23 protein-coding genes are annotated in these 25,205 nt (G+C 64.0%); 13 read left to right on the plus strand and 10 right to left on the minus strand.

The features are described 5' to 3' along the window. Positions 1-453 precede the first annotated feature (453 nt). The 4 genes from EN990_RS06190 to EN990_RS06205 all read left to right on the plus strand — a co-directional run bounded on the left by EN990_RS06190 (position 454) and on the right by EN990_RS06205 (position 4,500). The gene (locus EN990_RS06190; protein WP_127385244.1) at positions 454-1,650 is read left to right on the plus strand and encodes an amidase; all 1,197 of its coding nucleotides are present in this window, start codon (positions 454-456) and stop codon (positions 1,648-1,650) included. A gap of 2 nt (positions 1,651-1,652) precedes the next feature. After that, entirely contained in the window at positions 1,653-2,552 is a 900-nt protein-coding gene (locus EN990_RS06195; protein ID WP_024502714.1) for a LysR family transcriptional regulator, read from the plus strand. Between the two features lie 89 nt (positions 2,553-2,641). Further along, positions 2,642-3,310, plus strand: coding sequence for a DUF1007 family protein (locus EN990_RS06200; protein ID WP_027161413.1), 669 nt, complete (start codon positions 2,642-2,644; stop codon positions 3,308-3,310). Next, on the plus strand, positions 3,307-4,500 hold the full coding sequence (locus EN990_RS06205; RefSeq protein WP_063173033.1) for a nickel/cobalt transporter: 1,194 nt from the start codon (positions 3,307-3,309) through the stop codon (positions 4,498-4,500). Before EN990_RS06200 ends, EN990_RS06205 begins: the two co-directional genes overlap by 4 nt. Positions 4,501-4,525: 25 nt before the next feature. On the opposite strand, the gene denD is transcribed toward EN990_RS06205, so the two are convergent. The 4 genes from denD to EN990_RS06225 form a co-directional block, all read right to left on the minus strand. Continuing rightward, positions 4,526-5,503 carry a D-erythronate dehydrogenase gene (denD, locus tag EN990_RS06210; protein WP_127385243.1) on the minus strand — a complete coding sequence of 326 codons (978 nt, stop codon included), beginning with the start codon at positions 5,501-5,503 and terminating at the stop codon, positions 4,526-4,528. Positions 5,504-5,519: 16 nt separating this feature from the next. Further along, on the minus strand, positions 5,520-5,732 hold the full coding sequence (locus EN990_RS06215; RefSeq protein ID WP_013529748.1) for a hypothetical protein: 213 nt from the start codon (positions 5,730-5,732) through the stop codon (positions 5,520-5,522). 89 nt (positions 5,733-5,821) lie between these two features. Then, complete coding sequence (locus tag EN990_RS06220; protein WP_063168938.1) at positions 5,822-6,790, minus strand: cation diffusion facilitator family transporter; 969 nt, start codon at positions 6,788-6,790, stop codon at positions 5,822-5,824. Between the two features lie 10 nt (positions 6,791-6,800). Further along, on the minus strand, positions 6,801-7,487 hold the full coding sequence (locus tag EN990_RS06225; protein WP_127369688.1) for a GNAT family protein: 687 nt from the start codon (positions 7,485-7,487) through the stop codon (positions 6,801-6,803). Between the two features lie 83 nt (positions 7,488-7,570). On the opposite strand from EN990_RS06225, the gene EN990_RS06230 reads away from it, so the two are divergent. Both EN990_RS06230 and EN990_RS06235 read left to right on the plus strand, forming a co-directional pair. Beyond that, positions 7,571-8,755, plus strand: coding sequence for a pyridoxal phosphate-dependent aminotransferase (locus EN990_RS06230; RefSeq protein WP_024502719.1), 1,185 nt, complete (start codon positions 7,571-7,573; stop codon positions 8,753-8,755). Between the two features lie 152 nt (positions 8,756-8,907). Beyond that, positions 8,908-9,282, plus strand: a complete 375-nt coding sequence (locus EN990_RS06235; RefSeq protein ID WP_013529744.1) for a YciI family protein — start codon at positions 8,908-8,910, stop codon at positions 9,280-9,282. A gap of 101 nt (positions 9,283-9,383) precedes the next feature. On the opposite strand, the gene EN990_RS06240 is transcribed toward EN990_RS06235, so the two are convergent. The 3 genes from EN990_RS06240 to EN990_RS06250 form a co-directional block, all read right to left on the minus strand. Beyond that, positions 9,384-10,139, minus strand: coding sequence for an SDR family oxidoreductase (locus EN990_RS06240; protein WP_013529743.1), 756 nt, complete (start codon positions 10,137-10,139; stop codon positions 9,384-9,386). Between the two features lie 257 nt (positions 10,140-10,396). Further along, positions 10,397-11,134, minus strand: a complete 738-nt coding sequence (locus tag EN990_RS06245) for a tellurite resistance TerB family protein (protein WP_013529742.1) — start codon at positions 11,132-11,134, stop codon at positions 10,397-10,399. Positions 11,135-11,249: 115 nt separating this feature from the next. Next, positions 11,250-12,170, minus strand: coding sequence for a rhodanese-related sulfurtransferase (locus EN990_RS06250; RefSeq protein ID WP_127369681.1), 921 nt, complete (start codon positions 12,168-12,170; stop codon positions 11,250-11,252). A gap of 311 nt (positions 12,171-12,481) precedes the next feature. Between EN990_RS06250 and EN990_RS06255 the strand changes: the two genes are divergently transcribed. Beyond that, positions 12,482-13,120, plus strand: a complete 639-nt coding sequence (locus EN990_RS06255) for a 2-dehydro-3-deoxy-phosphogluconate aldolase (RefSeq protein ID WP_127369680.1) — start codon at positions 12,482-12,484, stop codon at positions 13,118-13,120. Between the two features lie 87 nt (positions 13,121-13,207). Here EN990_RS06255 and EN990_RS06260 read toward each other — a convergent pair whose 3' ends face one another. The 3 genes from EN990_RS06260 to EN990_RS06270 form a co-directional block, all read right to left on the minus strand. Next, entirely contained in the window at positions 13,208-13,399 is a 192-nt protein-coding gene (locus EN990_RS06260) for a hypothetical protein (RefSeq protein ID WP_127369679.1), read from the minus strand. A 176-nt stretch (positions 13,400-13,575) separates the two neighbouring features. Next, positions 13,576-15,402: a DUF882 domain-containing protein gene (locus EN990_RS06265; RefSeq protein ID WP_013529738.1), complete on the minus strand. Its 1,827-nt coding sequence runs from the start codon at positions 15,400-15,402 to the stop codon at positions 13,576-13,578. A gap of 409 nt (positions 15,403-15,811) precedes the next feature. Next, positions 15,812-17,347, minus strand: coding sequence for a sigma-54 dependent transcriptional regulator (locus EN990_RS06270; protein ID WP_013529737.1), 1,536 nt, complete (start codon positions 17,345-17,347; stop codon positions 15,812-15,814). A 175-nt stretch (positions 17,348-17,522) separates the two neighbouring features. Here EN990_RS06270 and EN990_RS06275 point away from each other — a divergent pair, with 175 nt between their 5' ends. From EN990_RS06275 to EN990_RS06300, 6 genes are all read left to right on the plus strand, one after another. After that, entirely contained in the window at positions 17,523-19,355 is a 1,833-nt protein-coding gene (locus tag EN990_RS06275; RefSeq protein WP_127368888.1) for a M3 family oligoendopeptidase, read from the plus strand. Between the two features lie 361 nt (positions 19,356-19,716). After that, a complete protein-coding gene (locus tag EN990_RS06280; protein ID WP_127368889.1) occupies positions 19,717-20,472 on the plus strand; it encodes a proton-conducting membrane transporter in 756 nt (251 codons plus the stop codon). A 182-nt stretch (positions 20,473-20,654) separates the two neighbouring features. Next, the gene (locus EN990_RS06285; RefSeq protein WP_127368890.1) at positions 20,655-21,800 is read left to right on the plus strand and encodes an aminodeoxychorismate synthase component I; all 1,146 of its coding nucleotides are present in this window, start codon (positions 20,655-20,657) and stop codon (positions 21,798-21,800) included. After that, on the plus strand, positions 21,749-22,411 hold the full coding sequence (locus EN990_RS06290) for an aminotransferase class IV family protein (protein WP_127368891.1): 663 nt from the start codon (positions 21,749-21,751) through the stop codon (positions 22,409-22,411). Before EN990_RS06285 ends, EN990_RS06290 begins: the two co-directional genes overlap by 52 nt. Positions 22,412-22,414: 3 nt before the next feature. After that, entirely contained in the window at positions 22,415-23,350 is a 936-nt protein-coding gene (locus EN990_RS06295) for a DUF3445 domain-containing protein (protein ID WP_127385190.1), read from the plus strand. A 130-nt stretch (positions 23,351-23,480) separates the two neighbouring features. Then, positions 23,481-24,926 (plus strand): homospermidine synthase, encoded by a 1,446-nt coding sequence (locus EN990_RS06300; protein WP_013529731.1) that lies wholly within the window; start codon positions 23,481-23,483, stop codon positions 24,924-24,926. Positions 24,927-25,205 lie beyond the last annotated feature (279 nt).

The following is a 25,205-nucleotide window of genomic DNA, read 5'->3' on the forward strand; positions in this document are numbered from 1 at the left end:
GGGACGGAAATCCATGGAACCAGCCGGTGGAGACCCCGGAACCATGAAGCGCCGTCTCGCGGCGGTGAACCTTGGCCTTGCCCGGCCTCGGTTCGCTTTGTCTGCCTTGGCTTGGATGGGAGACCCGTCCGCACTGCCGGCAATGAAGGTGTGCCTCTTCAGTAACCCCGGTTTTTGGACAACCGGCAGAACACCAGAAAGGCCCGCACCGTCGTTGCTTCAAGGTGTCCTCGGGCTGGCGGTTGGCCGCTAGACCGACTGGAGGGGTTGGCTCCAGTTACCTTACCGATTTCCCTCACCATTCGAGGATCGGCGGACACCCACAGGCACGTGCGACTTTGGGCAAGCGCGATATAAGGGCGAAGACTTTCACAATCAATAAAAATCGTATCGCAGGTTGTAAAATTTCTGGCGTCGAACAATGTTGCGGCAACCGTATCCGGATATCGAACGATGACAGGCACGCACGGCCCTCTCAACGCCTTTCTCGATCTTCGCCAGATGCCCGTGGCACATGCCCAGCTTGGCCCGCTGGCCGGCCTGCGGCTGGCCGTCAAGGACATATACGACGTCGCCGGCTACCGCACCGGTTGCGGCAATTTGCAAAAATTCGCCGAAAGCCACGCAGCCTCGCGCACCGCACCCGCCGTGCAGATGATCCTCGATGCCGGCGCACGCTTCGTCGGCAAGACGCAGACCGACGAGCTCGCCTTCGCGCTGTTCGGTCAGAATGCGCATTTCTCGTTTCCGGTGAACCCGGCGGCACCCGACCGCGTCACCGGCGGCTCCTCATCGGGGTCGGCGGCGGCGGTGGCGGGCAGGCTGGCCGATATCGCCACTGGTTCCGACACCGGCGGCTCGATCCGAGCACCGGCGAGCTTTTGCGGACTGATCGGGCTGCGCACCACGCATGGCCGCATTTCGCTCGACGGCACGATGAAGCTGGCGCCGAGCCTCGACACGTTCGGCTGGTTCGCCGACGACATCGAGACCTACGAGACCGTCGGCAAGCTGCTGCTCGGCCGCGATCCGCACCAGCACGTGTTGGACCGGCCGCTGGCGCTGGATTGGCTGGACGGATTGGTCGCCCGCCCGGCGCTGGCCGAATATGCCGGAATGAAGGGGCTGGCGGGCGCGGTTTTCGGCGCGCCGGCGACGCCGGCAATCCGCTTCTCCTCATCTCCCGATGAACTTTACTGGTGCTTTCGCCGGCTGCAGGCCAGGGAGGCCTGGGCGGTGCATGGCGAATGGATCACCAGCGGCGAGCGCGACCTCGGCCCCGGCGTCGAGGAGCGATTCGGCTTCGGCCGCGCCGTCGACGACAAGACAGCCCAGGCCGAGAAGGTGCGGCGTCTGACCTTTCGCGGCGAACTGAGCGCCCTGCTCGGCAAGGACGGCTTCCTTGTCCTGCCGACGGTGCCTGGTCCGGCGCCTTACGTGGACAGCACGCCGGAGCAGTTCCAGGCCTATCGCGAACGGGCGCTCCAGCTTCTGTGCCTGGCCGGCCTGTCCGGTTTTCCACAGATCACACTGCCCGTCGGCTCGGTCGCCGGCGCCCCGTTCGGCCTGTCGCTGCTTGGCCCTTCCGGCAGCGACATTGCCCTGATACGGCTCGGCCGGAAACTTCTCGACGCGGCACGAAAGGCCTGACCATGGACACACTGACGCGCATGCGTGCCTTCATCGACGTGGTCGAGGCCGAGGGCTTTTCCGCGGCGGCGCGCAAGATCGGCCGCTCCAAGGCCTTGCTGTCGAAATATGTGCGCGAGCTGGAGGACGAACTCGGCGCTTTGCTGCTCAACCGCACCACGCGCCAGTTCTCGATGACCGAGGCCGGCCACACCTATTACCGGCGCGCCTCGGAGATCGTGCGCGAGGTCGACAGCCTGGCCGACGCGGTGCGCGAATCCTCCGGCGACGTGCGCGGCCGGATCAAGCTGTCGGCGCCGCGCACCTTCGCCGACGCGCCGATCGGCCAGTCGCTGATCGACTTCGCCAAGCAGCATCCAGACATCGTGCTCGACATCCAGCTCGACGACCGCTTCGTCGATCTGGTCGAGGAAGGCTTCGACCTTGCGGTGCGCATCTCGCGGCTGGAGAACTCGTCGCTGATCGCCAGGCGTCTGGCGCCGTTTTCGATAAAGCTCTGCGCCTCCCCCGAACTGATCGCCAAGCATGGCACGCCGACACGGCCGCAGGATCTCAGCCGCATGCCTTGCATCGTCGACACCAATGGCCGCGGACTGAACAACTGGCCGTTCAAGGGCGACAATGGCGATCCGGTCAGCGTTTCGGTGTCGGGTCCGATCGAGGTCAACAGCCCGATGACGGCGAGAGCCGCGGCCGTGTCCGGGCTGGGATTCACCGTCCTGCCGGATTTCATTGCCGCGCCCGACCTCGCGAGCGGCCGGCTGGTGTCGGTGATAGATGACCGTATCCTGTCGGGCGGCGGCATCTTCGCCGTCTACCCGCACCGCCGCTATCTGCCGGCCAAGGTCCGCGTTTTCGTCGACTTCCTGGTGCAGTGGTTCAGGACGCGTGAAGTTGCCTGACCCACTTCAGCCGAGCAGCGGTCCCAATTTCGCCCCCTTTCTGGTAACTCTCGGCAACTCTTCCGAAGCCTAGGGAATCGCGACCGAGAATGCACCTGAAACGGCACGCAATCATGCTGGCTTCGGCCTTGGCGGCTAGCTTTGCCGCCACTGGACCCGCTTACGTGCATCCACACGTCTTCGCCGAGGCTCGCCTCGATGTGATCCTCTCCCCGGATCACCAAAGCGTGAAGGCTCTGCGTCATCTCTGGCGCTTCGACGACCTGTTTTCCTCGACGGTGATGATGGAGTTCGACAAGAACTCCGACCTGAAGCTCGACGACAAGGAGCTGAAGGAAGTCGCCGACACCGTTCATGCCTCGCTGGCGGAGTTCAATTACTTCCAGCTCGTCACCGTCGACGGCAAGGACGTGGCGATGACGCCGCCGCCGCATCTGATGGCCAATTTCGACAACGACCAGCTGATCATCCTGTTCGAGTCCGAACCGAAGGTGCCGATCAAGCTCAACGGCAAGATCGATATCGGCGTCTACGATCCGACATTCTACACGGCGATCGACTTCACCGAGGACTCCAACATCACGGTCGAAGGCCTGCCCTCGAACTGCACCAGCAAGGTGGTCCGTCCCGACCCCGACGAGGCCATCAAGGAAAACCAGAAGACCCTCACCGATGCCTTTTTCAACGATCCGACCGGCACCGATATGAGCAAGATCTTCGCCACCAAGCTCGAACTGACCTGTCAGCCAGAAGGATGAAGCCGGTGACGAAACCGTCCCTGCGTTTGGCATTCGGCCTGTTGGCCCTCACAGTCGCCATGATGCATTTCGCCGACGCCGCTCATGCCCAGAGTTCGCTCGGCATCGGCGTCAATGACGGCATGGCGCCCACCACCGGCCCGTTCGCCCATATTCTGATGTGGATCAATCTCAGGCAGCAGGAATTCTACCGCGCGCTGGCAACGGCGATGAAGGCGATGCGCCAGGACGGCAGCAAGATCTGGATACTCGTCGGCCTGTCCTTCGCCTACGGTATTTTCCATGCCGCCGGCCCCGGTCACGGCAAGGCGGTGATCTCGTCCTACATGGTGGCCAATGAAGTGGCGTTGCGGCGCGGCATCCTCTTGTCCTTCGTCTCGGCGCTGCTGCAGGGCCTGACCGCGGTCGCGGTGATGGGGGTCGCCTATTTCGTCCTGCGCGGCACCTCCGTCTCGATGACGGACGCAGCCTGGTTCATGGAGATCATGAGCTTTGTCTTCGTCACCCTGTTCGGCGCCTGGCTGCTGTGGCGCAAACTCGGTCCTTCCGTCCTGCGTCTGTTCGGCAAGGGCCCGGCCTACAGCCTGTCGGCGGCTCATGCCGGCCATTCTCACGCCGGTCATTCTCACGGGGGTCATTCGCACGGCGCGCATTCGCATGCCGGCCATTCCCATGCAGCTCACAGCCATTCGGCGCATGCCCATTCGCACGCGCTGCACGCGCATGACCATGTGCACGGCCCTTCGCACGATCATCACGATCATGCCGAACACGATCATGCTCATCACGATCACGCGGCCGGCGAAGTCTGCGACACCTGCGGCCATTCGCACGCACCCGATCCGGCGCTGCTGTCGGGCGACCGCTTCGACTGGCGCACGGCCTGGACAGCGGTGGCGGCGGTCGGCATCCGCCCCTGCTCCGGCGCGCTGATCGTGCTCAGCTTCGCCCTGCTCAACGGCCTCTGGCTCGGCGGCCTGCTGTCGGTGCTGGCAATGTCGCTGGGCACCGCCATCACCGTTTCGGCACTGGCGACGCTGGCGGTGACCGCCAAGAACTGGGCGGTCTATTTCGCCGGCGACGGCCGCATGGGCAACCGCATCCACTCGATCGTCGAGATCGGCGGCGCCGCCTTCGTGTTCCTGTTCGGACTGCTGCTGCTGTCGGCAAGCCTGGCGAGCGGCGGATGATGCCCGGCGCCACGAGGGTCGGAGTTTAACCCGCGATCTTGCCGCCGAGCTCATCCTCGATGTGAGCGCGGATGATCTCGTCAAAACTCTTTTCGGCGCTGAAGCCAAGCTCCCGCGACCGCTTTGCCTCGAAGCGCGTCGGCCAGCCCTTGACGATCGCCCAGATCGTGTCATCCGGAACCTCGCGGATCAGGCCTGCCGCCTTCGGCCCGGCGATGCGTTCCAGCGCCTCGATCTGCTCGCCGACGGTGACGGCGACGCCGGGCATGGTCAGATTGCGGCGTGGCCCGACAGCGCTGCCGTCGATCCCCGCCGCATGGATCAGGAAGTTGACCGCCGAGCGCGGGCTGGCATGCGTGTGCACGACCGAGCGCGGCACCGGCAGGATCGCCTCATGGCCGCTCAACGGCTCGCGGATGATGCCCGAGAAGAAGCCGGACGCCGCCTTGTTCGGCTTGCCCGGCCGCACGCAGATTGTCGGCAGCCGGATGCCGATACCGTCGAAGAACCCGCGCCTGGAATAGTCGGCCAGCAGCGCTTCGCTCATCTGCTTCTGGGTACCATAAGAGGTCAGCGGCGTCGGATGGAAGTCATCGGGAATGACGTCCGGGAACGGCGCGCCGAACACCGCGATCGACGAGGTGAAGACGACGCGCGGCGCAAAGCCCGCCACCCGGATGGCATCGAACAGGGCGCGCGTGCCATCGAGATTGACGTGGTAGCCGAGATCGAAATTCGCTTCCGCCTCGCCCGACACGATGCCGGCAAGGTGGAACACGACGTCGGGGCGCGATGCGACCAGGCGCTCGGTGGCACCCGCTTCGGCGAGATCGCCGGTGTGCAGCGTGACGCTGACGCCATCCAGGCTCGGCGCCTGTGGCGGCACGATATCGTGGAGATCGAGCGCGGTGATCTTGCCCCCGCGCAGCGTCCCGTCCTTGGCCAGCCGGGCGATGAGCTTGCGGCCGACCATACCCGCGGCGCCAGTGATCAGAATGCGCATGTCGAAGATCCCTTGCCTATTTACCCTGGTTTTTGCGCTGGTTGCGGGCGCGCAGCCAGAACACCGAGAAGAACGCCAGCACGAAGACGATGCCAAAGGCGCCGGCCAGCACGGTGGAAAGGCTGCCGAGTGCCAGCATCACGGTCGGCAGATAGTAGGCGCCTATACCGAACAGCAGCATGATCCACGCGGCGGCGATGACCGCGTTCCTGGTGTCGCGGTCCATCATGCCGCGTCCGGAGGATGGGCGTTCGTCAAGCTGGTTTTCAAGGTTTTGCAACTCCTGAGGCAGGACGATCGACATCGATCGATCCGGTCCTAGTGATGGTGGTCGTGGTATGCAGCCGCTTCATGCTCGTGCCCGTGGTCGTGCTCGTCGCCATCGTCGGCGCATTGGCCGAATTCCGGTTCCACGGTGGCATGGCTGATGCCGTGCTCGCTTGCAAGCCGCTTCTTGACGGCACTCACCGCCTGATGCGCATCGACGCCCTCGTCGAGACAGGCATGCAGCGTCGCCATATTGCTGGTCCCGTCGAGCGACCAGACATGCATGTGGTGCACTTCGCGTACGCCGTGGATCGTCGTCTGGATATCCCTGGCGATCAGATCTCGGTCGAGGCTTGGCGGCACGCCCTCGAGCAGGACATGGGCGGCCTCCCGCATCAGCGACCACGCCGTGTAGAGGATCAGCAGTGAAACCAGGACCGACAGGATCGGGTCGATCGGCGTCCAGCCGGTCGCCAGGATGACCAGCGCCGCCGCGATGGCCGCCGCCGAGCCGAGCAGGTCGCCAAGCACATGCAGGATGGCGCCGCGCATGTTCAGGCTCTCGCGGTCGCCACCATGCAGCACGAAGAACGAGCCGAGGTTCACCAGCAGGCCGAGGATCGCCACCACCAGCATCGGCCCGCCAAGCACCGGCGCCGGCGCCTGCAGGCGTCCCCAGGCCTCATAGACGATCCACAGCGCGATGACGAAGATGGCGATGCCGTTGGTATAGGCCACCAGCGTCTTGACCCGGCCGAAGCCATAGGTGAGGCGAACGGTCGCCGGCCGGCCGCCAAGATGAAACGCATACCAGGCAAGGCCGAGCGCGATCGAATCGGCGAGCATGTGGCCGGCATCGGCCAGCAGCGCCAGCGAGCCCGTGAGGATGCCGCCAAGCGCCTCGGCGACCATGAAGCCGCCGGTCAGGCAGGCTGCGATCAGAACGCGTTTCTTGTCGGTCGAGCCATGCACATGACCAGGGCCGTGACCGTGCCCGGTGTGATCGTGGGTATGTGCCAATAGTGAACTCCTAAGCGCCGAATTCCGCGCGAAAATCCTCGAGCCGTCGCTTCTGCCGGCCGTCGCCATCGAAATTGGCCGGATCGAACCACGCCTCATAGGCACTGCGCAGCGCCGGCCATTCCTTGTCGATGATCGAATACCACGCAGTGTCGCGGTTTTCACCCTTGACGATGAGATGCTGGCGGAAAATGCCTTCGAACTTGAAGCCGAACCGCTCGGCCGCCCGCTTCGATGGCTCGTTGCGGTTGTTGCACTTCCATTCATAGCGGCGATAGCCGAGCCCGTCGAAGATGTATTTCATGAACAGGAACTGCGCTTCGGTTGCTCCCGGCTTGCGCGAGATGAGCGGTCCCCAATAGATGTTGCCGATCTCGATGACGCCGTAGGCCGGATCGATGCGCATCAGCGTCTGGCGTCCGGCGACCTTGCCGCTGGCCTTGTCGATGACAGTGAAGAACAGCGGATCCTCGCTGGCTTCGACTTTGTCCAGCCATGGCTGGAAGGCGGCGCGGGTCTCCGGCGGATAGTCGGGCAACCAGGCGAAGCGGTCGTCGATATCGGACACGGAGGACGCTTCATAGAGGCCGTCGCCGTGTTTTGCAGCGCTCAGCGGTTCAAGCCGGACGTATCGACCGTCGATGGTCTTGCGTTCGGGCCGCGGACGCGGTTGCCAACCCTTCAGATTTTCCGACACCGAATGCTCCAATCCGTTTGACTTTTGCGGGCTGAGGCTCACAAAAACGCGACCCAACAGCAAGAACCACACGGACGGGAAAAATGCTCCACACGATTTCGGCCTTCGACCGCCTTGGCGAGGAAAACGCCTTCGCCGTGCTTGCGAGGGCCACAGCACTTGCCCAACAAGGCCGCGACATCGTCAATCTCGGCATCGGCCAGCCCGACTTCAAGACGCCGCAGCACATCGTCGAGGCGGCGATCAAGGCGCTGCGCGACGGCCATCACGGCTACACGCCGGCCAATGGCCTGCTGGCGACGCGCGAGGCGGTGGTGCGCCGCACGCTGACCACCACCGGTGTCGAGATATCGCCCGAAACGGTGATGATCCTGCCCGGCGGCAAGCCGACCATGTTCGCCGCGATCCTGATGTTCGGCGAGCCCGGCGCCGAGATCCTCTACCCGGACCCCGGCTTCCCCATCTACCGCTCGATGATCGAGTTCACGGGTGCGGCACCCATTCCCGTGCCGATGCGCGAAGAAAACGGCTTTGCCTTCTCGGCCGAGGAGACGCTGGCGCTGATCACCTCGAAGACCAGGCTGCTGATCCTCAACTCGCCCGCCAATCCGACCGGCGGCGTCACGCCTCGCGCCGAGATCGAGAAACTGGTCAAGGGGCTGGAGGCGCATCCGCAGGTCGCCATCCTCTCCGACGAGATCTACGACGTCATGACCTATGATGGCGAGACGCATTGCTCGCTGCTCGGCTTTCCCGAAATCCGCGACCGGCTGATCGTGCTCAACGGCTGGTCGAAGACCTGGGCGATGACCGGCTGGCGCATGGGCTGGTCGATCTGGCCGAATGGCGACAAGGGCGCCCATCTCTACGACAAGGTGCGCAAGCTGGCGGTCAATTGCTGGTCCTGCGTCAACGCGCCGAGCCAGTTTGCCGGCATAGCCGCCATCGACGGCCCGCAGGACGACGTCGACGAGATGATGCGCGCCTTCGACCGCCGCCGGAAGATCGTCGTCGAGGGACTGAACGCCCTGCCCAACATATCCTGCATCACGCCCAAGGGCGCGTTCTACGCCTTCCCCAACGTCTCGAAGACCGGCTGGAAGGCCAAGAAGCTCGCCTCGGCGCTGCTCGACGAGGCCGGCGTGGCGCTGATCGGCGGCCCCGATTTCGGCATTCTCGGCGAAGGCTATATCAGGCTCTCCTACGCCAATTCCGAGGAGAACATCCTGCGCGCGCTGGAGCGGATCGGAGCATTCCTGGCGAAGTAGGCTTCAAAGCAGGCCGGTGGCCTCTTTCCGGATGGTTGCGGCTGGCGACCATGATGGTGTCATGATCTGTCCGGACACGCACGGCCAAGGCTGGGCGGGCGTGTCGGGAACCGCTACGCTCCCTGGATCAGGATCGAAGCAGGTGACATAAAATGTTCTACGCAATCCTTGCCTATCACGTGGAAGATGCGATCAAGGCGCTGACGCCGCAGGAAGATGCAGCACTTATGGCCGACCTGCTGAAGATCAACACCCGGCTTCATGAGGAAGGCACGCTGGGGCCGTCCGCGCGTCTGGGCGCAACACAGGATGCCATCACCCTGCGCGGCCCGGGCGACGGTGTGATCATCGACGGTCCTTTCGCCGAAACCAAGGAACAGTTGCTCGGGCTCTATGTCGTCGACTGCGCCACGCGAGACGAGGCCATCGCGATCGCCCGCGACCTTCGCCGCGTCAATCCCACCGCCGTTTACGAGATCAGGCCCATTCTGCTGTTCAAGCCCGGCGTGCCGCTGGCCGGGAAATAAAACCATCCGGCTGGGTCCCCGCTGCTTCGCAGCGTCCCAGCGTTCGCCGGCCTTTCATCGTGCCACTGGCACGATGAATTCGCTTACGCGAACCGGGCTGCTCACCCACGCCCGACAAACGGCATCTTGGTCGCCATCACGGTCATGAACAGCACGTTGGCGTCGAGCGGCAGGCTGGCCATGTGGACGACGGCGTCGGCGACGCGCTGAACATCCATCACCGCTTCGGCTGCGATCGAGCCATTGGCCTGCGGCACACCGACCGTCATCGGCTGCGCCATGTCGGTCAGCGCATTGCCGATGTCGATCTGGCCGCAGGCGATGTCATAGGGCCGGCCGTCGAGCGCCAGCGTCTTGGTCAGTCCGGTGATGGCATGCTTGGTCGCCGTGTAGGGCACCGAGCCTGGGCGCGGCGCATAGGCCGACACCGAACCGTTGTTGATGATGCGGCCACCCATCGGCTTCTGCTTGCGCATGGCGCCAAAGGCGGCACGGGCGCACAGGAACGAACCGGTGAGGTTGACGCCGACGATATCGTTCCACACTTCGACCGGTATCTCGTCGATCGGCGTCGATTTGTAGCCCATGCCGGCATTGTTGAAGAGCAGGTCGACACGGCCGAAGGCCGCCGCCACGGTCTCGAACAGATCGTCGACCTCGCCTGCCTTGCTGATATCGCAGGCAACCGCCAGGGCCTTGGCGCCGGTGGACCCGGCCTCAGCCACGGCTGCATCCAGCACGGATTTGCGGCGTCCGCAGAACACCGTGTTCCAGCCGGCCTTGAGCAGCGCCGTGGCGACGCTCTTGCCGATGCCCGTGCCGGCCCCGGTGACGATGGCGGTTCTTTGCTCGGTCATGGCTATTGTCCTCCGGCAGCGCTGCGCTTGCTCGACTGATTTTGGGGGGTTGGCTCGAAAAGGAAGGCATCGCAAATGACGGCGGCGATGGCAAGCGTGTCCATCCGGCCGGACCGACAAAAAGGGCGGCCATTGGCGACCGCCCCTGATCTGAACCGGGCTTGGGAGGAGGAAAAGCCGATCCGACTGTGTTGAATGATGCGCTTGCTGGGTTAATGAGCGGTTAACCCGGAAAGTGCCCCCTGTGCCGTTTTGGCCTACCAGCGCGGATTGGGTGACGTCCCGGCCTTGGCCGGCACCTTGGCCGCCGAAACCGTCGCCTCGACATGGTCGACCAGCGCGTCCGGCAGGCCGAGCCGGCCGGCGAGCAGATCGAGATAACCGCGCTCGGCGCGTGTGTCGGGATCGATGGTCAGGCGCGACGCCGTGTAGAGTTCGAGCTTCTGCGCATCGGTCTTGGCGCCGGCCACCAGCGTGTCGAGGTCGAGCGGGCTTGCCAGCTCCGCCATCAGGAACTTTTCGGCATCGGAGCCTATGCCGGCCAGGCTGAGCTTGCCGGCGATCTTCTGGCGCTCTTCATCGTCGATATGGCCATCGGCTTTCGCCGCCGAGATCATCGCCCGCACCAGGGTCAGCGTGAATTCGTCCTCGCCTTGCGGCGCCTGCGACGGGTGGAAGGGGGTATCCTTGGGCGGCGGCAGCAATTCCGGTTGGCCGGCCGCCGGTGCTTCCGCGGGCGCGTTGCCGGCCTTGTAATTCTGGTAGGCCTTGTAGGCGAGGCCGCCGATCGCGGCCAGTCCGCCAAGCTTCACCGCGGCGCCCGTCACGTTGCGGCCAGTACCGGTTCCGAGCAGCACCGCGGCCAGCGCACCGGCGGCCAGCGGATTGTCCTTGGCCATCTGCACGGCCTGCCCCGCCTTGTCGCGAACGGTGCCGCTGGTGCCGGGGATTTGCGAGCCGAGCAGATCGTCGAGAAGCTTCTTGGGATCGAACATTCAGTGCCTCCAGGATTTGCCCGGCCAACGGGCGGGTTTCGAACGTCGAAGACGTAGGTCCCGAAACTTGAGATTGCAATGACAGGCAGCCGCTTTGCAGCAGCACGATGCTGGATCAGGAGCCGATATGCGGCCCCCTGCCCCGCGCCTGCGCAAGCTCGACCTGGCGCTGGCGCTCGGCATAACGCTGGCGGTCCTCGTCCGAACGCGCATCGAAGCAATGCGGGCACGAAATACCGGCAGCGAATTTGGGCGACGTCAGCTCGCCCGGCGTCAGCGGGTGGCGGCAGGCGCGGCACAGTTCCGCGTCACCCTCGGCAAGACCGTGCGACACCGAAACCCGCTCGTCGAAGACGAAGCACTCGCCTTGCCAGAGGCTCTGTTCGGCCGGAACCTCCTCGAGGTATTTGAGGATACCGCCCTTGAGATGGAAGACATCCTCGAAGCCGAGCGATTTGACATAGGCGGTTGCCTTTTCGCAGCGTATGCCGCCGGTGCAGAACATCGCAACCTTGCGGCCTTCGAGCTCCGCCCGGTGCGTTTCCACCCAGGCCGGGAACTCGCGAAAGCTTGCGGTGGCCGGGTCAATCGCACCCTTGAACGTGCCGATCGACACCTCATAGGCGTTGCGCGTGTCGATGATGACAGTGCCGGGCTGCGAAATCAGAGCGTTCCAGTCGGCCGGCGCGACGTAGGTGCCGGCACTTTTCGAAGGATCGATGTCATCGACACCCATGGTGACGATCTCGCGCTTCAGCCGCACCTTCATGCGATGGAACGGCATGTCCGCGGCCGCGCTGTACTTGACCTCGAGTCCGGCAAGCCCTTCGATGGCTTCGAGATACGCGATCAGTTCGGCAATTGCCGTCTCGCTGCCGGCGACGGTGCCGTTGATGCCTTCATGCGCCAGCAGCAGCGTTCCCTTTATGCCGCGCCCGCAGCAGAATGCGGCGAGCGGCGCGCGCAGTTCTTCGAAAGCGTCGAGCCGGGCAAACCGGTAGAGCGCGGCGACGCGAAGGGGTGGAAGTGATGTCATTGCCGAAGCCACTAGACGCTCGAGCAAGCCGATTCAAGGCAAAGCAGGCATCCTGTTCGGCGGGTCGCTGGCGCAAATCTGCACCATGGGCGAATTTGTACCATAGCTGAGATCAGGGAGTCAAGAAAAAATTCCTATCCTGAAAAGCCACCGGGGCAAAAGCTGTCGGCACCATCGAGCCGGCAGCCACCCTTGTCAACTTGGGCTTGGCGAGTATGGGCGACGCGTGACATCGCGACACGGCCGGTTTCGTGGACAGGAAAACGGCCTTCTGCTAATCGGTTGAATTGTCCCACGCCACGGAGAGACACATGCCCAGCAAGACCGAAAAACTTCTGTCGCTCCTCAACGGCCAGCCCGTCATCCCGGTGCTGAAGATCTCCGATGTCGCCAATGCCGTGCCGCTGGCCCGCGCTCTGGCGCGCGGCGGCCTGCCTGCGATCGAGATCACGCTGAGGACCGCCGACGCGCTGGAAGCGATCCGGCGGGTCGCTGGTGAAGTCGAGGAAGCCATCGTCGGCGCCGGCACCATTCTCGATGCCAGGCAGTTCGAAGAGGCGGCTGCCGCGGGCTCGCGCTTCATCGTCAGCCCCGGCATCACCTGCGAGCTTCTGTCGGCAGCCGCCGCCAGCGATGTTCCGCTGCTGCCCGGTGCGATCACCCCCGGCGAGATCATGGCCGCGCGCGAAGCCGGCTTGCGCTTTCTGAAATTCTTCCCGGCCGAGCAGTCGGGCGGCATCGCTTCGCTGAAGGCCTTCGCCTCGCCGCTCGCCGATGTGAAATTCTGCCCGACCGGCGGCATCTCGGCCAAGAACGCGGCTGACTATCTCAGCCTGCCCAACGTGGTCTGCGTCGGCGGTTCCTGGGTGGCGCCCGACGACCTCGTCAAGGCCGGCAAATGGGACGAGATCGAAGCCTTGGCGCGCGCGGCGAGCAAGCTCGCAAAATAAGGCTTTCATGGCGGCATGGAAAAACCCGGCCGACTTGCGTCTACCGGGTTTCCGCCGGATGTTTTTTCCAGGCCTGCCTTGGCCGGATCAGTTGCAGACCCTGACTTCCCTGACCACCCTATGATGATGCTTCCAGGTCGTGACAACCTTGGTCCGGCAGTGCTTCTTCATGTGCATGTGATCGTGGGTCTTGACGACAATGGTTTCGGCCTGCGTAGGGGCGACGGCCGCCGAAGCGGTTGCCAACGCGATGACCGATGCCAGTAGAATCTTCTTCATGGGTATCCCCGGGTTTGAACGAACGAGGGAGAAACCGTTGACGGCCCGAGGCGTTCCACGATCACGGCAATGTCAGGCCGGTGTGATCGGAAGCCGGCGGGCCGCGCGACCGGATCCGGCCACGCAGCAAAAAGCCGCGCTGGTTGCCCGGCGCGGCTTTGTCGATTGGTTTGCCGTCATTTGGTCTGGAAGCGGGCTACCGACATGAACTTGACGGCGTTGCCGGTGAAGCGATTGGCATCGGCCACCTGGCTGCTCGGCTGGAAGCCAGCGGTGTAGACCTCGCTCGGCGGCGTGTGCACGATGCTGTAGGCGTAACCCGGCGCCGTCGTCGCGCTTGAAACGGTGGCGACCTGCTCGCCGCTGGTCAAGGCCCAACGGGCGGCCTGCGGTGCGGCTGCAACCACCATGGCCTTGGGGCCTGGCTTCAGGTCGCGGGCGGTGGCTCTCGATTCCTTGCGCGTCGTCTTGACGCCGGCGCCGATCGCGGCGGCCGGATCGGAACCGACTGGGCGGGCCACGACAGCATCGCGCGGCGATGCGGCGTTGGTGCCCGGATCGTTGAACGCCGAACGCGGCTCGGACCCGGACAAGGAAGCAAGCTGGTAATCGGCCGCACCGACCTGGGCATTGGCCTCGTCGAGCACGGCCTTGACCGCGTCCGGCCTGGCCATCTCGGGCCGCGCCGTCGGCAGCACCGAGAACGCATCGGTCGCGGTCTTGCCTTGGTCGGCCGTCTCGGCCAGCGCCATCAGCACATCCTTGCTGGGCGGCGCAGCCAGAGCGGCCGGCAGCGAATTGTCGGGACGCCATGTCGGCAACGGTATGTTGTTGACCGCGACCTGGGTCGCATCAGCCGAAGCCGTTGCATCGGCCATGCCGAAAGGAACGCTCGCCGGCGCATGCGCGGTCGCCACGGCCTGCTCGGTGGTGGCTGTCGCCTCCGCCATCGCGAAGGGAACATTCTCAGGCTGCTGCGCGCCGACATCGGCTTTCGGCCGCGGTGCGAAATCCGGCAGCGGAATGCTTCGGGCCGGCAATGCCGCGATGATCGTCTCCGGCGTGTCCTGTTCAGGCTCCGGAGCCTGCTGTTCGGTCACCTGCGGAATCTCGGCGCGCCGCGCATTCTCCGGCGCCACGATGGCGATGCCCGGGAGGTTGCTGGTCTTGGCCGCCGCTGCCGGCTTCAGGTTTCTCGCCTTGGGCGGGGGGGCGGCCGAAGCGGTCTCGACATCGGCGCTGTCGTCGGCCTCGTCGTCGCCGCCGCCACCGAAGAAAGCCGACAGGAATCCACCCGATTTCTTGCTGCTGCCGCCGGCACTGGCCATCTCGATGGCCGGCGAGCCCGATCCCTTGCGCGCCTTGTAGGAGGCGAGCGCCTGCTCAAAGCCGGGCAGCGGCCTGCCGTCGCTCGGCACATGCAGCGTCTTGCCATTGGGGAACAGGGAGACCAGTTCCTGGCGGCTGATACCGGGCCAATGGCGCACATTGCCGACATCCATATGGACGAACGGCGAACCCGATGACGGATAGTAGCCGACGCCGCCGCCCTGCATCTTGAGGCCGATGTTGCGCAGCTTTTTCAGCGGCACGCCGGGAATATAGAAATCCATCGCCTTGCCGAGCATGTGCTGGCTCTTCTCGGCCACGCCCCTGCTGCGGCTGCGCAGCATCGAGTTCGTCGACGGCGAGCGATAGCCGCACACGACCTGGATGTAGTCCGTGGCACCTGCTTCCCGATACGCCTCCCAGACGAGATCCAGCAGGCGCGGATCCATCTTGGTCGGCTCGTTGCGACGCCAGTCGCGCAAAATGATGTTGATCTTGCGGAGACCCTCGGGAACGTAGCGGCCGTTGCGCTTGTAGACGATCTCGGCCTTCTCGTGGGTGTGGAGATGATAAAGCTTCAGCGACCGTGTTTCGGCGCTGGCTCCGCTCGCAGCCGCGGCAACAAAACCAAAAGCGACAACCAACACTGCCAGCCACTTCGGCCAGACGCTCAAATGATGGTGCCGCCTGTTTGTGTGTCGTTCGATTCTGTTCAAATCAAAAGGCCTTGCAGGCTGCCGTTTGTCCCCGGATTTGTCCAAACGGATGTGGCATTAGCACACCCGAATATCGATCCTAATGGTTAATCATCGCTTATTGAAGCCGAAATGCGGTAACACCGTGGCGATATCCCGTCAAAAATTGTTCACAAGGTTTCTTGGTAAACCGCTGGTTTAGATCAGATTTTCGCCTTCGCCCCGAACACGATCTGTTACCGTTAGCCTTAATGCGTGAACAGAGCTGTCCACGGGACAGCCACAATGCCGCTGAAACGGCGACACAAGGCCCGTTGTGGCATTGCAAGCTGGCGCCGGCCTTGTGGCAAAGCCGGAAGCCGGGCCAAAGCTCAGCCCGGCATCGCCCTTAGGAGGCGAGTCGATCGACGCGGCCTGTCTCCGGATCGATGCCGTGTTCCTTGAGCTTGCGATAGAGCGTCGAGCGGCCGATGCCGAGTCGGCGGGCGACTTCGCTCATCTGTCCGTTGTAGTGATCGATGGCAAGCTTGATCATCTCGAGTTCGACATCGGCAAGTGCCCGCACATTGCCGCGCTCGTCGAGCGCCCGCAACGTGCCGAAGCGAGGCTGCAGCCTTGCCGGCGGATCGAACGCGATTGCCGGGCCGCCCTCGCCGGGCAAGGCTTCGTCATCGCGCGCCTGCAAAGGCAAGGACGGCGACGGCGCGTCGCCATCCATATCGAGGTTGACGGTGCCTTCCACTTGCGCCCGGATCTGCGGGAAGTCCTCCGCGGTTAACATATCGCCTTCGCAAAGCACCGAGGCGCGAAAGACGGCGTTTTCGAGCTGCCGGATGTTTCCGGGCCAGTCATAGGCCTGCAGCACGGCGAGCGCTGCCGCCGAAATACCTTGCAGGCGACGGTGCGGGTCGGCCGGCGCGACCTTCTCCATGAAATGGGTGACCAGATACGGGATGTCGTCGCGGCGGTCGCGCAGCGGCGGCACGAAGATCGGATAGACGTTCAGCCGGTAGAACAGATCCTCGCGGAACTTGCCGTCCTTGACCTGCTGCAGGAGGTTGCGGTGCGTCGCCGAAATCAGCCTGATGTCGACCCTGACGGTCGAGCGCCCACCGACCGGGTCGACCTCGCCGTCCTGGACCGCGCGCAACAGCTTGACCTGCACGTCGAGCGGCAGGTCGCCGATCTCGTCGAGAAACAACGTGCCCGAATGCGCTTCGACGAACTTGCCGGTGTGCTTGTCGGTGGCCCCGGTGAACGAGCCCTTCTCGTGACCGAACAGGATCGATTCGACCAGATTGTCTGGAATGGCGCCGCAATTGACGGTGACGAAGGGTTTCGTGCGGCGGTCGCCACTGCCCTGGATGGCGCGCGCCACCAGTTCCTTGCCGACGCCGGACTCGCCCTCGATCAGGATCGGGATGTTGGATGCCGCCGCTTTCTGGCCAAGACGGATCACCCTGTCCATGGCCGGGCTGTGCGTGATCATGTCCTTGAAGGTCAGGAGGCCGCCGCGCCGGCGCGATGTGCGCTTGACCTCGCCCTCGACGGCCTCGACCTTGAGCGCATTGCCGATCGATGCCTGCAGCCTGTCGGGAGACGCCGGCTTGACGACGAAATCGAAGGCGCCATGACGCATCGCCGAAACCACGGTCTCGATTCCGCCCTGCGCGGTTTGCACGATCGCCGGCACGTTGATGTCGCGCTCGCGCATCGCCTTCAGCACGCCGATACCGTCGAGACCGGGCATGACCAGATCGAGGATGACCACCGACACCTCGCGGGCGCCGGGTCCATCGAGGATGTCGAGAGCGGCCGCGCCGCCGTCGACGACGATTGCGCTGTAGCCGAACCGCGTCACCGCCGCTTCGAGCAGCCGGCGTTGCACCGGATCGTCATCGACTATGAGTATGGAACCTGTCATGACTGGTGTGACTGCCCGCCCGAGGAATTCTGCCCTGTGGACCATCTTGGCACAGGGTTCTAAATAAGGTTTCAAAAAACCCGGTGAATGAATTCCTTAGGATTTGACCGGCTTCTCGTTTCTCCTTGAACCTTGGCCACGGAAGGTGTCGGCAATGCATAGGGATTCTGGGCACATGGTTTCCGCACGGCGGCTGGCGGCGCCGGCGTCGGGTCAAGGCGCGGCCGAGCTGGGCGACCTGCCGGAATGGAACCTTGCCGACCTCTATGCCGGCATGGACGCGCCGGAGCTGAAGCGCGACATCGCCAAGGCCGCCACCGATGCCACCAGTTTCGAGAGCCGCTGGAAGGGTACGCTGGCCGCCGAAGCCGAGCGCGGCAGCGCCGGCAGGCTGGGCGAGGCGCTTGTCGCCTACGAGGCGCTGGAGGAACTGATCGGCCGCATCGTCTCCTATGCGGGACTGGTTTATGCCGGAAACACCGCCGATCCCCAGCGCGCCAAGCTCTATGGCGACATCCAGGAGAAGATGACCGACGCCAGCGCGCACCTTCTGTTCTTCGCGCTCGAACTCAACCTGATCGACGATGCGTCGATCGAAGGCGCGCTCGCCGGCGATCCCGCCTTCGGCCACTATCGGCCATGGGTGCTCGATCTGCGCAAGGACAAGCCTTACCAGCTCGAGGACCGCGTCGAGCAGCTCTTCCACGAAAAGTCGATCACCGGACGCGGCGCCTGGAACCGCCTGTTCGACGAGACGATGACCGACCTTCGCTTCCACATCGACGGCGAGGAACTGACGTTGGAGCCGGCGCTGAACCGTCTGCAGGACGCCGACGGCGAGGTGCGCCGCCGGGCGTCCGAGGCGCTGGCCACGACCTTCCGCAAGAACTTGCGCACCTTCACGCTGATCACCAACACGCTGGCCAAGGACAAGGAGATATCCGACCGCTGGCGTGGCTTCGAGGACATCGCCGATTCACGCCATCTGGCCAACCGCGTCGAGCGCAGTGTGGTGGACGCCTTGGCCTCCGCCGTTCGCGATGCCTATCCGCGCCTCTCGCACCGCTACTACGCGATGAAGGCACGCTGGCTGGGCATGGAGGTGATGAACCATTGGGACCGCAACGCGCCGTTGCCGGATACGCCCCAGGCGATCATCGGCTGGGACGAGGCCAGGAACACCGTGCTGTCCGCCTATCAGCGCTTTTCGCCCGACATGGCCGAGATCGCGCGAACCTTCTTCGACCGCAACTGGATCGACGCGCCGGTGCGGCCCGGCAAGTCGCCTGGCGCCTTCGCGCATCCGACCGTACCGTCGGCGCATCCCTATGTCCTGCTCAACTACATGGGCAAGCCGCGCGATGTGATGACGCTGGCGCACGAGCTTGGCCATGGCGTGCATCAGGTGCTGGCCGGCGGCCAGGGTGCGCTGATGGCCTCGACGCCGCTGACGCTGGCCGAGACGGCATCGGTCTTCGGCGAGATGCTGACCTTCCGCTCGCTGCTCGACCAGACCACCGACCGGCGCGAGCGCAAGGCCATGCTCGCCCAGAAGGTCGAGGACATGATCAACACGGTCGTGCGCCAGATCGCCTTCTATGAATTCGAGCGAAAGGTGCATGCCGAACGCAAGAACGGCGAACTGACCTCCGACAGGCTGGGTCAGTTCTGGCTCGAAGTGCAGGCCGAAAGTCTGGGTCCCGCCATCAAGCTGCGCGAAGGCTATGAGGTGTTCTGGACCTACATCCCGCACTTCATCCATTCGCCCTTTTATGTCTATGCCTATGCTTTCGGCGACTGCCTGGTGAACTCGCTTTACGCGGTCTACCAGAACGCCGAGCGCGGCTTTCAGGACAAGTATTTCGAAATGCTGCGCGCCGGCGGCACCAAACATCATTCCGAGCTTCTGGCGCCATTCGGGCTCGACGCCACCGATCCCGCTTTCTGGCAGATCGGACTTGGCGTCATCAGTGGCCTGATCGACGAGCTGGAAGCGCTCGACACTTGAAATGCGCGCCCAGGCGTCGCTCTAACAGTTTAGCCGGAATGCATGTTGGGACAGCTCTACTATCACCCTAAATATCTGTTCTTGAAGTACTCTCCACCGAAGTTTTCCGATAGCTTTCCACAAGCTCTATGATAGCCTTCGCTCCAAGCTCAGCCGGAGCGCATGCGGATCGGCGAGGAGAAATCTCAGCCGGCCGTGGCGCTCAGGCGAACGCGACAACGGCCGTTGGCCATGGGCAAGCAAAGCCGATCGCCGACAGCTCGAACCGAAGCCGGCTGTTCTGCTTACCGCGGAACCACCAAGAGTAGTCCTTCGCCGAAGATCATGACCCACGGCAGACGGATCTGACTGGAGAGAGACAATGGGCACTTTTTTCTACGTGGTCCTGGCGTTCCTGATAGGCGTATTGGTCGGCTGGTTCCTTTGGGGGCGCCTGCGCGGTGAACTCGACAGCTTGCGCGGCGATCTCGACCGTACACGCAGCGAACGCGACAGGCTGCGCACCGACAGCGACCGCCTGACCGGCGAACTCGATGCATGCGGCAAGACCCGCGCCGACCTTGAGCGCCGGCTGCGCGAAGCGTCGGCCGCACCTGCCGCCGGAAGCAGCGCGGCAAAACCGGCAAGCCAGGCGCCGGCGGCCCTGATGTCGACCCCCGCGACGGCCAAATCCGCCACCACAAAGCCCGCGACGGCCAAACCGGCCGCTGCGAAAGCGGTCTCTGCCAAGGCGGTCCCTGCCAAGCCGGCGGCGAAACCCGCCGCCACCAAAACCTCGGCTCCAGCCAAATCCGCAACGAGCAAGCCTGCAACAGTCAAGCCTGCAACAGCCAAGCCTGCAACAGCCAAGCCAGCATCCGGAAAGCCCGACAATCTGCGTCGGCTGATCGGTATCGGTCCGGTCAATGAGAAACTGCTCAAGGCACAAGGCGTCACCAGCTTCGCCCAGATCGCGTCCTGGACAGCGGCCGATATCAAACGGATCGAAGACGTCATGAATTTCGATGGCCGCATCGCGCGCGAACGCTGGATCGAGCAGGCCAAGCTGCTCGCCGCCGGCAACGAGAAGGAATTCGCCAAGCAGTTTCCAACAGCCGGAACCTCCAGCAACAGCTGATCGCCAGGCACGACCTGAAGATTGCAAGCGGCGGCGCCATATCGGCGTCGCCGTTTGCTCTTGGTTCCTGAGTTGGCCCAAAGGTCGGCTTTAAGAGGCAGCGTGCCGTTCCCTCGATTGCGCGCGGGCGGCACCCCATATAGAGCGGTTGATGGCTTCATTGACCGCAGCATTCGGTGCCCATGTCCCTGCCCGCCGCAATTTTTCGCAATGACAAAAGCGCGCGCCAGCTCGTTTTCGACCGGCCGGCCAATATCATCGTGGCGCACGACGCAGGCGATTTCGGGCCGGCTCTGGAAGCAGCACAAGCCGCGCATGATGCAGGCAAATGGCTTGCCGGCTATTTCTCGTATGAGGCGGGCTACTTGCTCGAACCCAAGCTCGTTCCCCTGCTGCCGAATGGACGCCGCGCTCCACTCGTGTGCCTTGGGGTTTTCGATGCCCCGGTCGAACAGGCGGTGCCGCCGCGCAATACGGCGGCGACCAATGGCCCGATCTTCGACGCCCGTGCGACGTGGTCGCCCGAGGATTATGAAAAACGCTTCTCGCGGCTGCACCAGCACATCCGGCAAGGTGATTGCTACCAGGGCAATCTGACCTTTCCCGTGCATGCGCAATGGTCAGGCGAGCCGCTGGCCGCCTTCGATGCGTTGACTGAACGTCAGCCGGTGAAATATGGCGCGCTGATCGCGCTCGGTGAACCCATCGTGCTGTCGCGCTCGCCTGAACTGTTCTTCGAGATCGACGCCGAGGGCATGATCGAGACGCATCCGATGAAGGGAACGGCGCCGCGCGGCGCCACCAAAGCCGAGGACGAACGGCAGAAGATCTTCCTGCGCAATGACGAGAAAAACCAGGCCGAAAACCGGATGATCGTCGATCTCCTGCGCAACGATATCTCGCTGATCAGCGAGGTGGGCACGCTGGACGTGCCGGCGCTGTTCCGCATCGAGACTTACCCGACCGTGCATCAGATGGTGAGCGACGTCAGGGCCAAATTGCTGCCGGGTCTCTCTATCCGCCAGATCTTTGCGGCGCTGTTTCCTTGCGGTTCGATCACCGGCGCGCCTAAGATCCGGGCCATGGAGATCCTGCGCGACCTGGAAGGCACGCCCCGCGATGCCTATTGCGGCGCCATAGGCTGGATCGCGCCCGGCGGCCCGATGCGCTTTTCCGTGGCGATCCGCACCATCTCGCTCTTTTCGGGCGGCGAGGCCGTCTACAATGTCGGAGGCGGCGTCGTCTTCGATTCGACGGCGCAGGAGGAGTATCAGGAGTGTCTGCTGAAAGCGCGCTTCGCGACGGGAACACCGCCGACTTTCAGTTGATCGAGACCATGCGCTGGGAACCCGGCTCGGGCTTCCTGCGCTTCGATCGTCATCTTGCGCGCCTCTATGGCTCGGCGGCGGAACTCGGCTTCCGCTGTGATCCAGGCACGGTCGGCGAGGCGCTGAGCAGCGCGGTCGGCGGTTCCGGCGTTGCCATGCGCACGCGCCTCGTCCTGTCGCACGATGGCGAGGTGACGGCCTCTGCGCAGCCTTATGAACCGCTCGCCGCCGACAAGGTCTGGATGCTGCGGCTGGCGCGGACGAGGCTCGATTCGAACGACACGCTGCTGCGCCACAAGACCAGCCGGCGACAGCTTTACACGCGTGCTCGTGCCGAACACCTCATCACGCAGGCCGACGAGGTGCTTATGGCCAACGAGCGTGGCGAGATCTGTGAAGGCACGATCACCAATGTCTTTGCCGATCTCGGCGACGGCGTGCTGGCGACGCCCCGGCTCGATTGCGGCCTGCTGCCTGGCGTATTGCGCGCGCAGCTTCTGGATGAAGGCCGCGCCCGCGAAGCGATCTACAGCTTGGACGATCTGAAATCCGCCAAGTCCCTGTTCGTCGGCAATTCGCTGCGCGGACTGATCCCGGCAAGACTGACCTGAGACATGACGTCCCCAAAACATACGCTGCCCACCCACACGCCCTATGACGGCTCGTCGAAACTGTTCAGCATCGGGCTGAAGCCGCTCGACCCGGCGGCCTGGATCGAGGTCGACGGCCATCTGCTGCCGTATCTCGCCGAAAAGCACCGGCTCTATGCCGAAATCCCAGAGCGCGTTTTCGTCGAGGAGGACGGCACGCGCGACGCCCAGCAGGAAGTGCTCGACTTGCTCGCTGCGCATCTCCCGGAGAGGTTCCCCGAAACCCATCGGCTCGGCGGATCAGGCGTCGAGGTGGCGGGCGCGGCGAGCCGTCTGCCTGCTTCCCTCGCCGATGCGCCGCTGGCCAAAGCCTCACTGCTCGTCCAGGAAGACCTGATCCTGATGCGCAGCAGTGACAGCGGCTGGCGGCTGGTCGCCGGCTCGCTCTGCTTTCCCTCCTCCTGGTCGCTCCTGGAAAAGTTCGGCAAGCCGCTGCAGGACATCCACGCGCCGGTGCCGGGTTTCGGCCCGGGCACGCGTCCGGCGGAACTCATCAACCGGATGTTCGATGGCCTCCAGGGGCAGGCCGTCGAGCGCTACAACTGGTCGATCCAGTCCGACAACGCGCTCTACCATCCGCTCTCCGACCTGCAGCGCATCGACCGCGCCACCAACCGGCCGTCGCGCTTTCCCGATGGCGACATCGACGCCCATGCCTTCATTCGCGTCGAGCGGCAAACCCTGCGCAAACTGCCTGTTTCACGCGATATCCTGTTCACCATCCGCATCCATCTCGACCCGCTCGCCGTGCTGGCCAGGCACCCTGATCGGGCGAAGCTCGCGGTGTCTTTCGCCGCCCAGCTCGAAGCACTCGATCTCGCCCAGCTCGACTACAAGGGCCTGACATCGGACCGTGATCGGCTGATGACGGTCCTTAACCACATGGCCAATGACGACTGATCGCTGGTTGGCGCTTTTCGCTGGTTTGTGACAATGATCTGTGATGTAGCGCATGGCCGCCGGGCAAAGATGCCCGGTTTTGTGTGTGCGTTTTCCCAGTTTCCTGGGCTTTGAAGGAGTGCTCGATAAAATGGCGAATGAAAACTGGCCCGTTTACGGTGAGATCAGCGGCCCTGTCGTGATGATCGGCTTCGGCTCGATCGGCCGGGGAACGCTGCCGCTGATCGAACGCCATTTCAAGTTCGACAAGTCGCGCATGACGGTTATCGATCCGCGCGACACCGACCGCAAGCTGCTCGACGAGCGCGGCATCACCTTCGTCCAGGAAGCGGTGACCGAGAAGAACTACAAGAAGCTCCTGACCCCGCTTCTGACCAATGGCGGCGGCCAGGGCTTTTGCATCAACCTGTCGGTCGATACCGGCTCGGTGGACCTGATGCGGCTCTGCCGCAAGCTCGGCGTGCTCTACATCGACACCGTCGTCGAGCCGTGGCTCGGCTTCTATTTCGACGCCAAGGCCGACAACGCCAGCCGCACCAATTACGCGCTGCGCGAGTCGCTGCTCAAGGAAAAGCACGACAAGCCCGGCGGCGCCACAGCGGTCTCCACCTGCGGCGCCAATCCAGGCATGGTCTCGTGGTTCGTCAAGCAGGCGTTGGTCAATCTCGCCACCGATCTTGGCCTGGAGTTCTCGGAGCCCGCGCAGGACGACCGCGAGGGCTGGGCCAAGCTGATGAAGAAGGCCGGCGTCAAGGGCATCCACATCGCCGAACGCGACACCCAGCGCACCAAGAAGCCGAAACCGATGGATGTGTTCTGGAACACATGGTCGGTCGAAGGCTTCATCTCCGAGGGCCTGCAGCCCGCGGAACTTGGCTGGGGCACACACGAGACATGGATGCCGAAGAACGCCAAGAAGCACAAGCACGGCTCGAAGGCAGCCATCTACCTGGAGCAGCCGGGCGCCAACACGCGCGTGCGCTCGTGGTGCCCGACGCCCGGCGCGCAATACGGCCTGCTGGTGACCCATAACGAGGCGATCTCTATCGCCGATTTCTTCACCGTGCGTTCGAAGAAGGGCAAGGTGCATTACCGCCCGACCTGCCACTATGCCTATCATCCCTGCAACGACGCGATGCTGTCGCTTGACGAGATGTTCGGCGCCGCCGGCAAGCCTCAGCCGGTGCATCATGTGCTCGACGAGAACGAGTTGATCGACGGCGTCGACGAACTCGGCGTGCTGCTCTACGGCCACGACAAGAATGCCTACTGGTACGGCTCGCAGCTGTCGCTCGCCGAGGCGCGCAAGCTGGCCCCCTACCAGAACGCCACCGGCATGCAGGTCACCTCGGCGGTGCTCTCGGGCATGGTCTGGGCGCTGGAGAATCCCGAGGCCGGCATCGTCGAAGCCGACGAGATGGACTACAGGCGGTGCCTGGAAGTGCAGTCCCAGTATCTCGGACCGGTCAAGGGCTACTACACCGACTGGACGCCGCTCGATAACCGTCCCGGCCTGTTCCCGGAAGACCTCGACCGGAACGACCCGTGGCAGTTCCGCAACATCCTTGTGCGATAGCAGCACCGCCCACCTGCCTCACTGCCTTGCAATCGCCCGGAAATCGGGCGATTGAAGGGATGCGGACCATAGCGATACGTATTCATCTGGACGCACGTCGCTCTGGAAACTTGGATGCACGCCTCGTGCTTGTCGAAAATCGATTTCCGATTTTTGGGCCGATGCGAGAGGAGAGGATTTTCACATGATCATTGCGCGCAAAATTCTTTCGATGAGCGTGGCGGGTGCCATTGCGGCGATGCTCGCCGCCTGTGCGACCAGCGGCCCCGATCAACCGCC

This window comes from Mesorhizobium sp. M7A.F.Ca.US.005.03.1.1 (genome assembly GCF_003997975.1).
GTDB classification, from domain to species: domain Bacteria; phylum Pseudomonadota; class Alphaproteobacteria; order Rhizobiales; family Rhizobiaceae; genus Mesorhizobium; species Mesorhizobium ciceri.

Coding starts and splice junctions, on each gene's coding strand:
- EN990_RS06190 (WP_127385244.1), top strand. CDS start 454: ATGACAGGCACGCACGGCCCTCTCAACGCCTTTCTCGATCTTCGCCAG.
- EN990_RS06195 (WP_024502714.1), top strand. CDS start 1,653: ATGGACACACTGACGCGCATGCGTGCCTTCATCGACGTGGTCGAGGCC.
- EN990_RS06200 (WP_027161413.1), top strand. CDS start 2,642: ATGCACCTGAAACGGCACGCAATCATGCTGGCTTCGGCCTTGGCGGCT.
- EN990_RS06205 (WP_063173033.1), top strand. CDS start 3,307: ATGAAGCCGGTGACGAAACCGTCCCTGCGTTTGGCATTCGGCCTGTTG.
- denD (WP_127385243.1), bottom strand. CDS start 5,503: ATGCGCATTCTGATCACTGGCGCCGCGGGTATGGTCGGCCGCAAGCTC.
- EN990_RS06215 (WP_013529748.1), bottom strand. CDS start 5,732: ATGATGGACCGCGACACCAGGAACGCGGTCATCGCCGCCGCGTGGATC.
- EN990_RS06230 (WP_024502719.1), top strand. CDS start 7,571: ATGCTCCACACGATTTCGGCCTTCGACCGCCTTGGCGAGGAAAACGCC.
- EN990_RS06235 (WP_013529744.1), top strand. CDS start 8,908: ATGTTCTACGCAATCCTTGCCTATCACGTGGAAGATGCGATCAAGGCG.
- EN990_RS06240 (WP_013529743.1), bottom strand. CDS start 10,139: ATGACCGAGCAAAGAACCGCCATCGTCACCGGGGCCGGCACGGGCATC.
- EN990_RS06245 (WP_013529742.1), bottom strand. CDS start 11,134: ATGTTCGATCCCAAGAAGCTTCTCGACGATCTGCTCGGCTCGCAAATC.
- EN990_RS06250 (WP_127369681.1), bottom strand. CDS start 12,170: ATGACATCACTTCCACCCCTTCGCGTCGCCGCGCTCTACCGGTTTGCC.
- EN990_RS06255 (WP_127369680.1), top strand. CDS start 12,482: ATGCCCAGCAAGACCGAAAAACTTCTGTCGCTCCTCAACGGCCAGCCC.
- EN990_RS06260 (WP_127369679.1), bottom strand. CDS start 13,399: ATGAAGAAGATTCTACTGGCATCGGTCATCGCGTTGGCAACCGCTTCG.
- EN990_RS06270 (WP_013529737.1), bottom strand. CDS start 17,347: ATGACAGGTTCCATACTCATAGTCGATGACGATCCGGTGCAACGCCGG.
- EN990_RS06275 (WP_127368888.1), top strand. CDS start 17,523: ATGGTTTCCGCACGGCGGCTGGCGGCGCCGGCGTCGGGTCAAGGCGCG.
- EN990_RS06280 (WP_127368889.1), top strand. CDS start 19,717: ATGGGCACTTTTTTCTACGTGGTCCTGGCGTTCCTGATAGGCGTATTG.
- EN990_RS06285 (WP_127368890.1), top strand. CDS start 20,655: ATGTCCCTGCCCGCCGCAATTTTTCGCAATGACAAAAGCGCGCGCCAG.
- EN990_RS06295 (WP_127385190.1), top strand. CDS start 22,415: ATGACGTCCCCAAAACATACGCTGCCCACCCACACGCCCTATGACGGC.
- EN990_RS06300 (WP_013529731.1), top strand. CDS start 23,481: ATGGCGAATGAAAACTGGCCCGTTTACGGTGAGATCAGCGGCCCTGTC.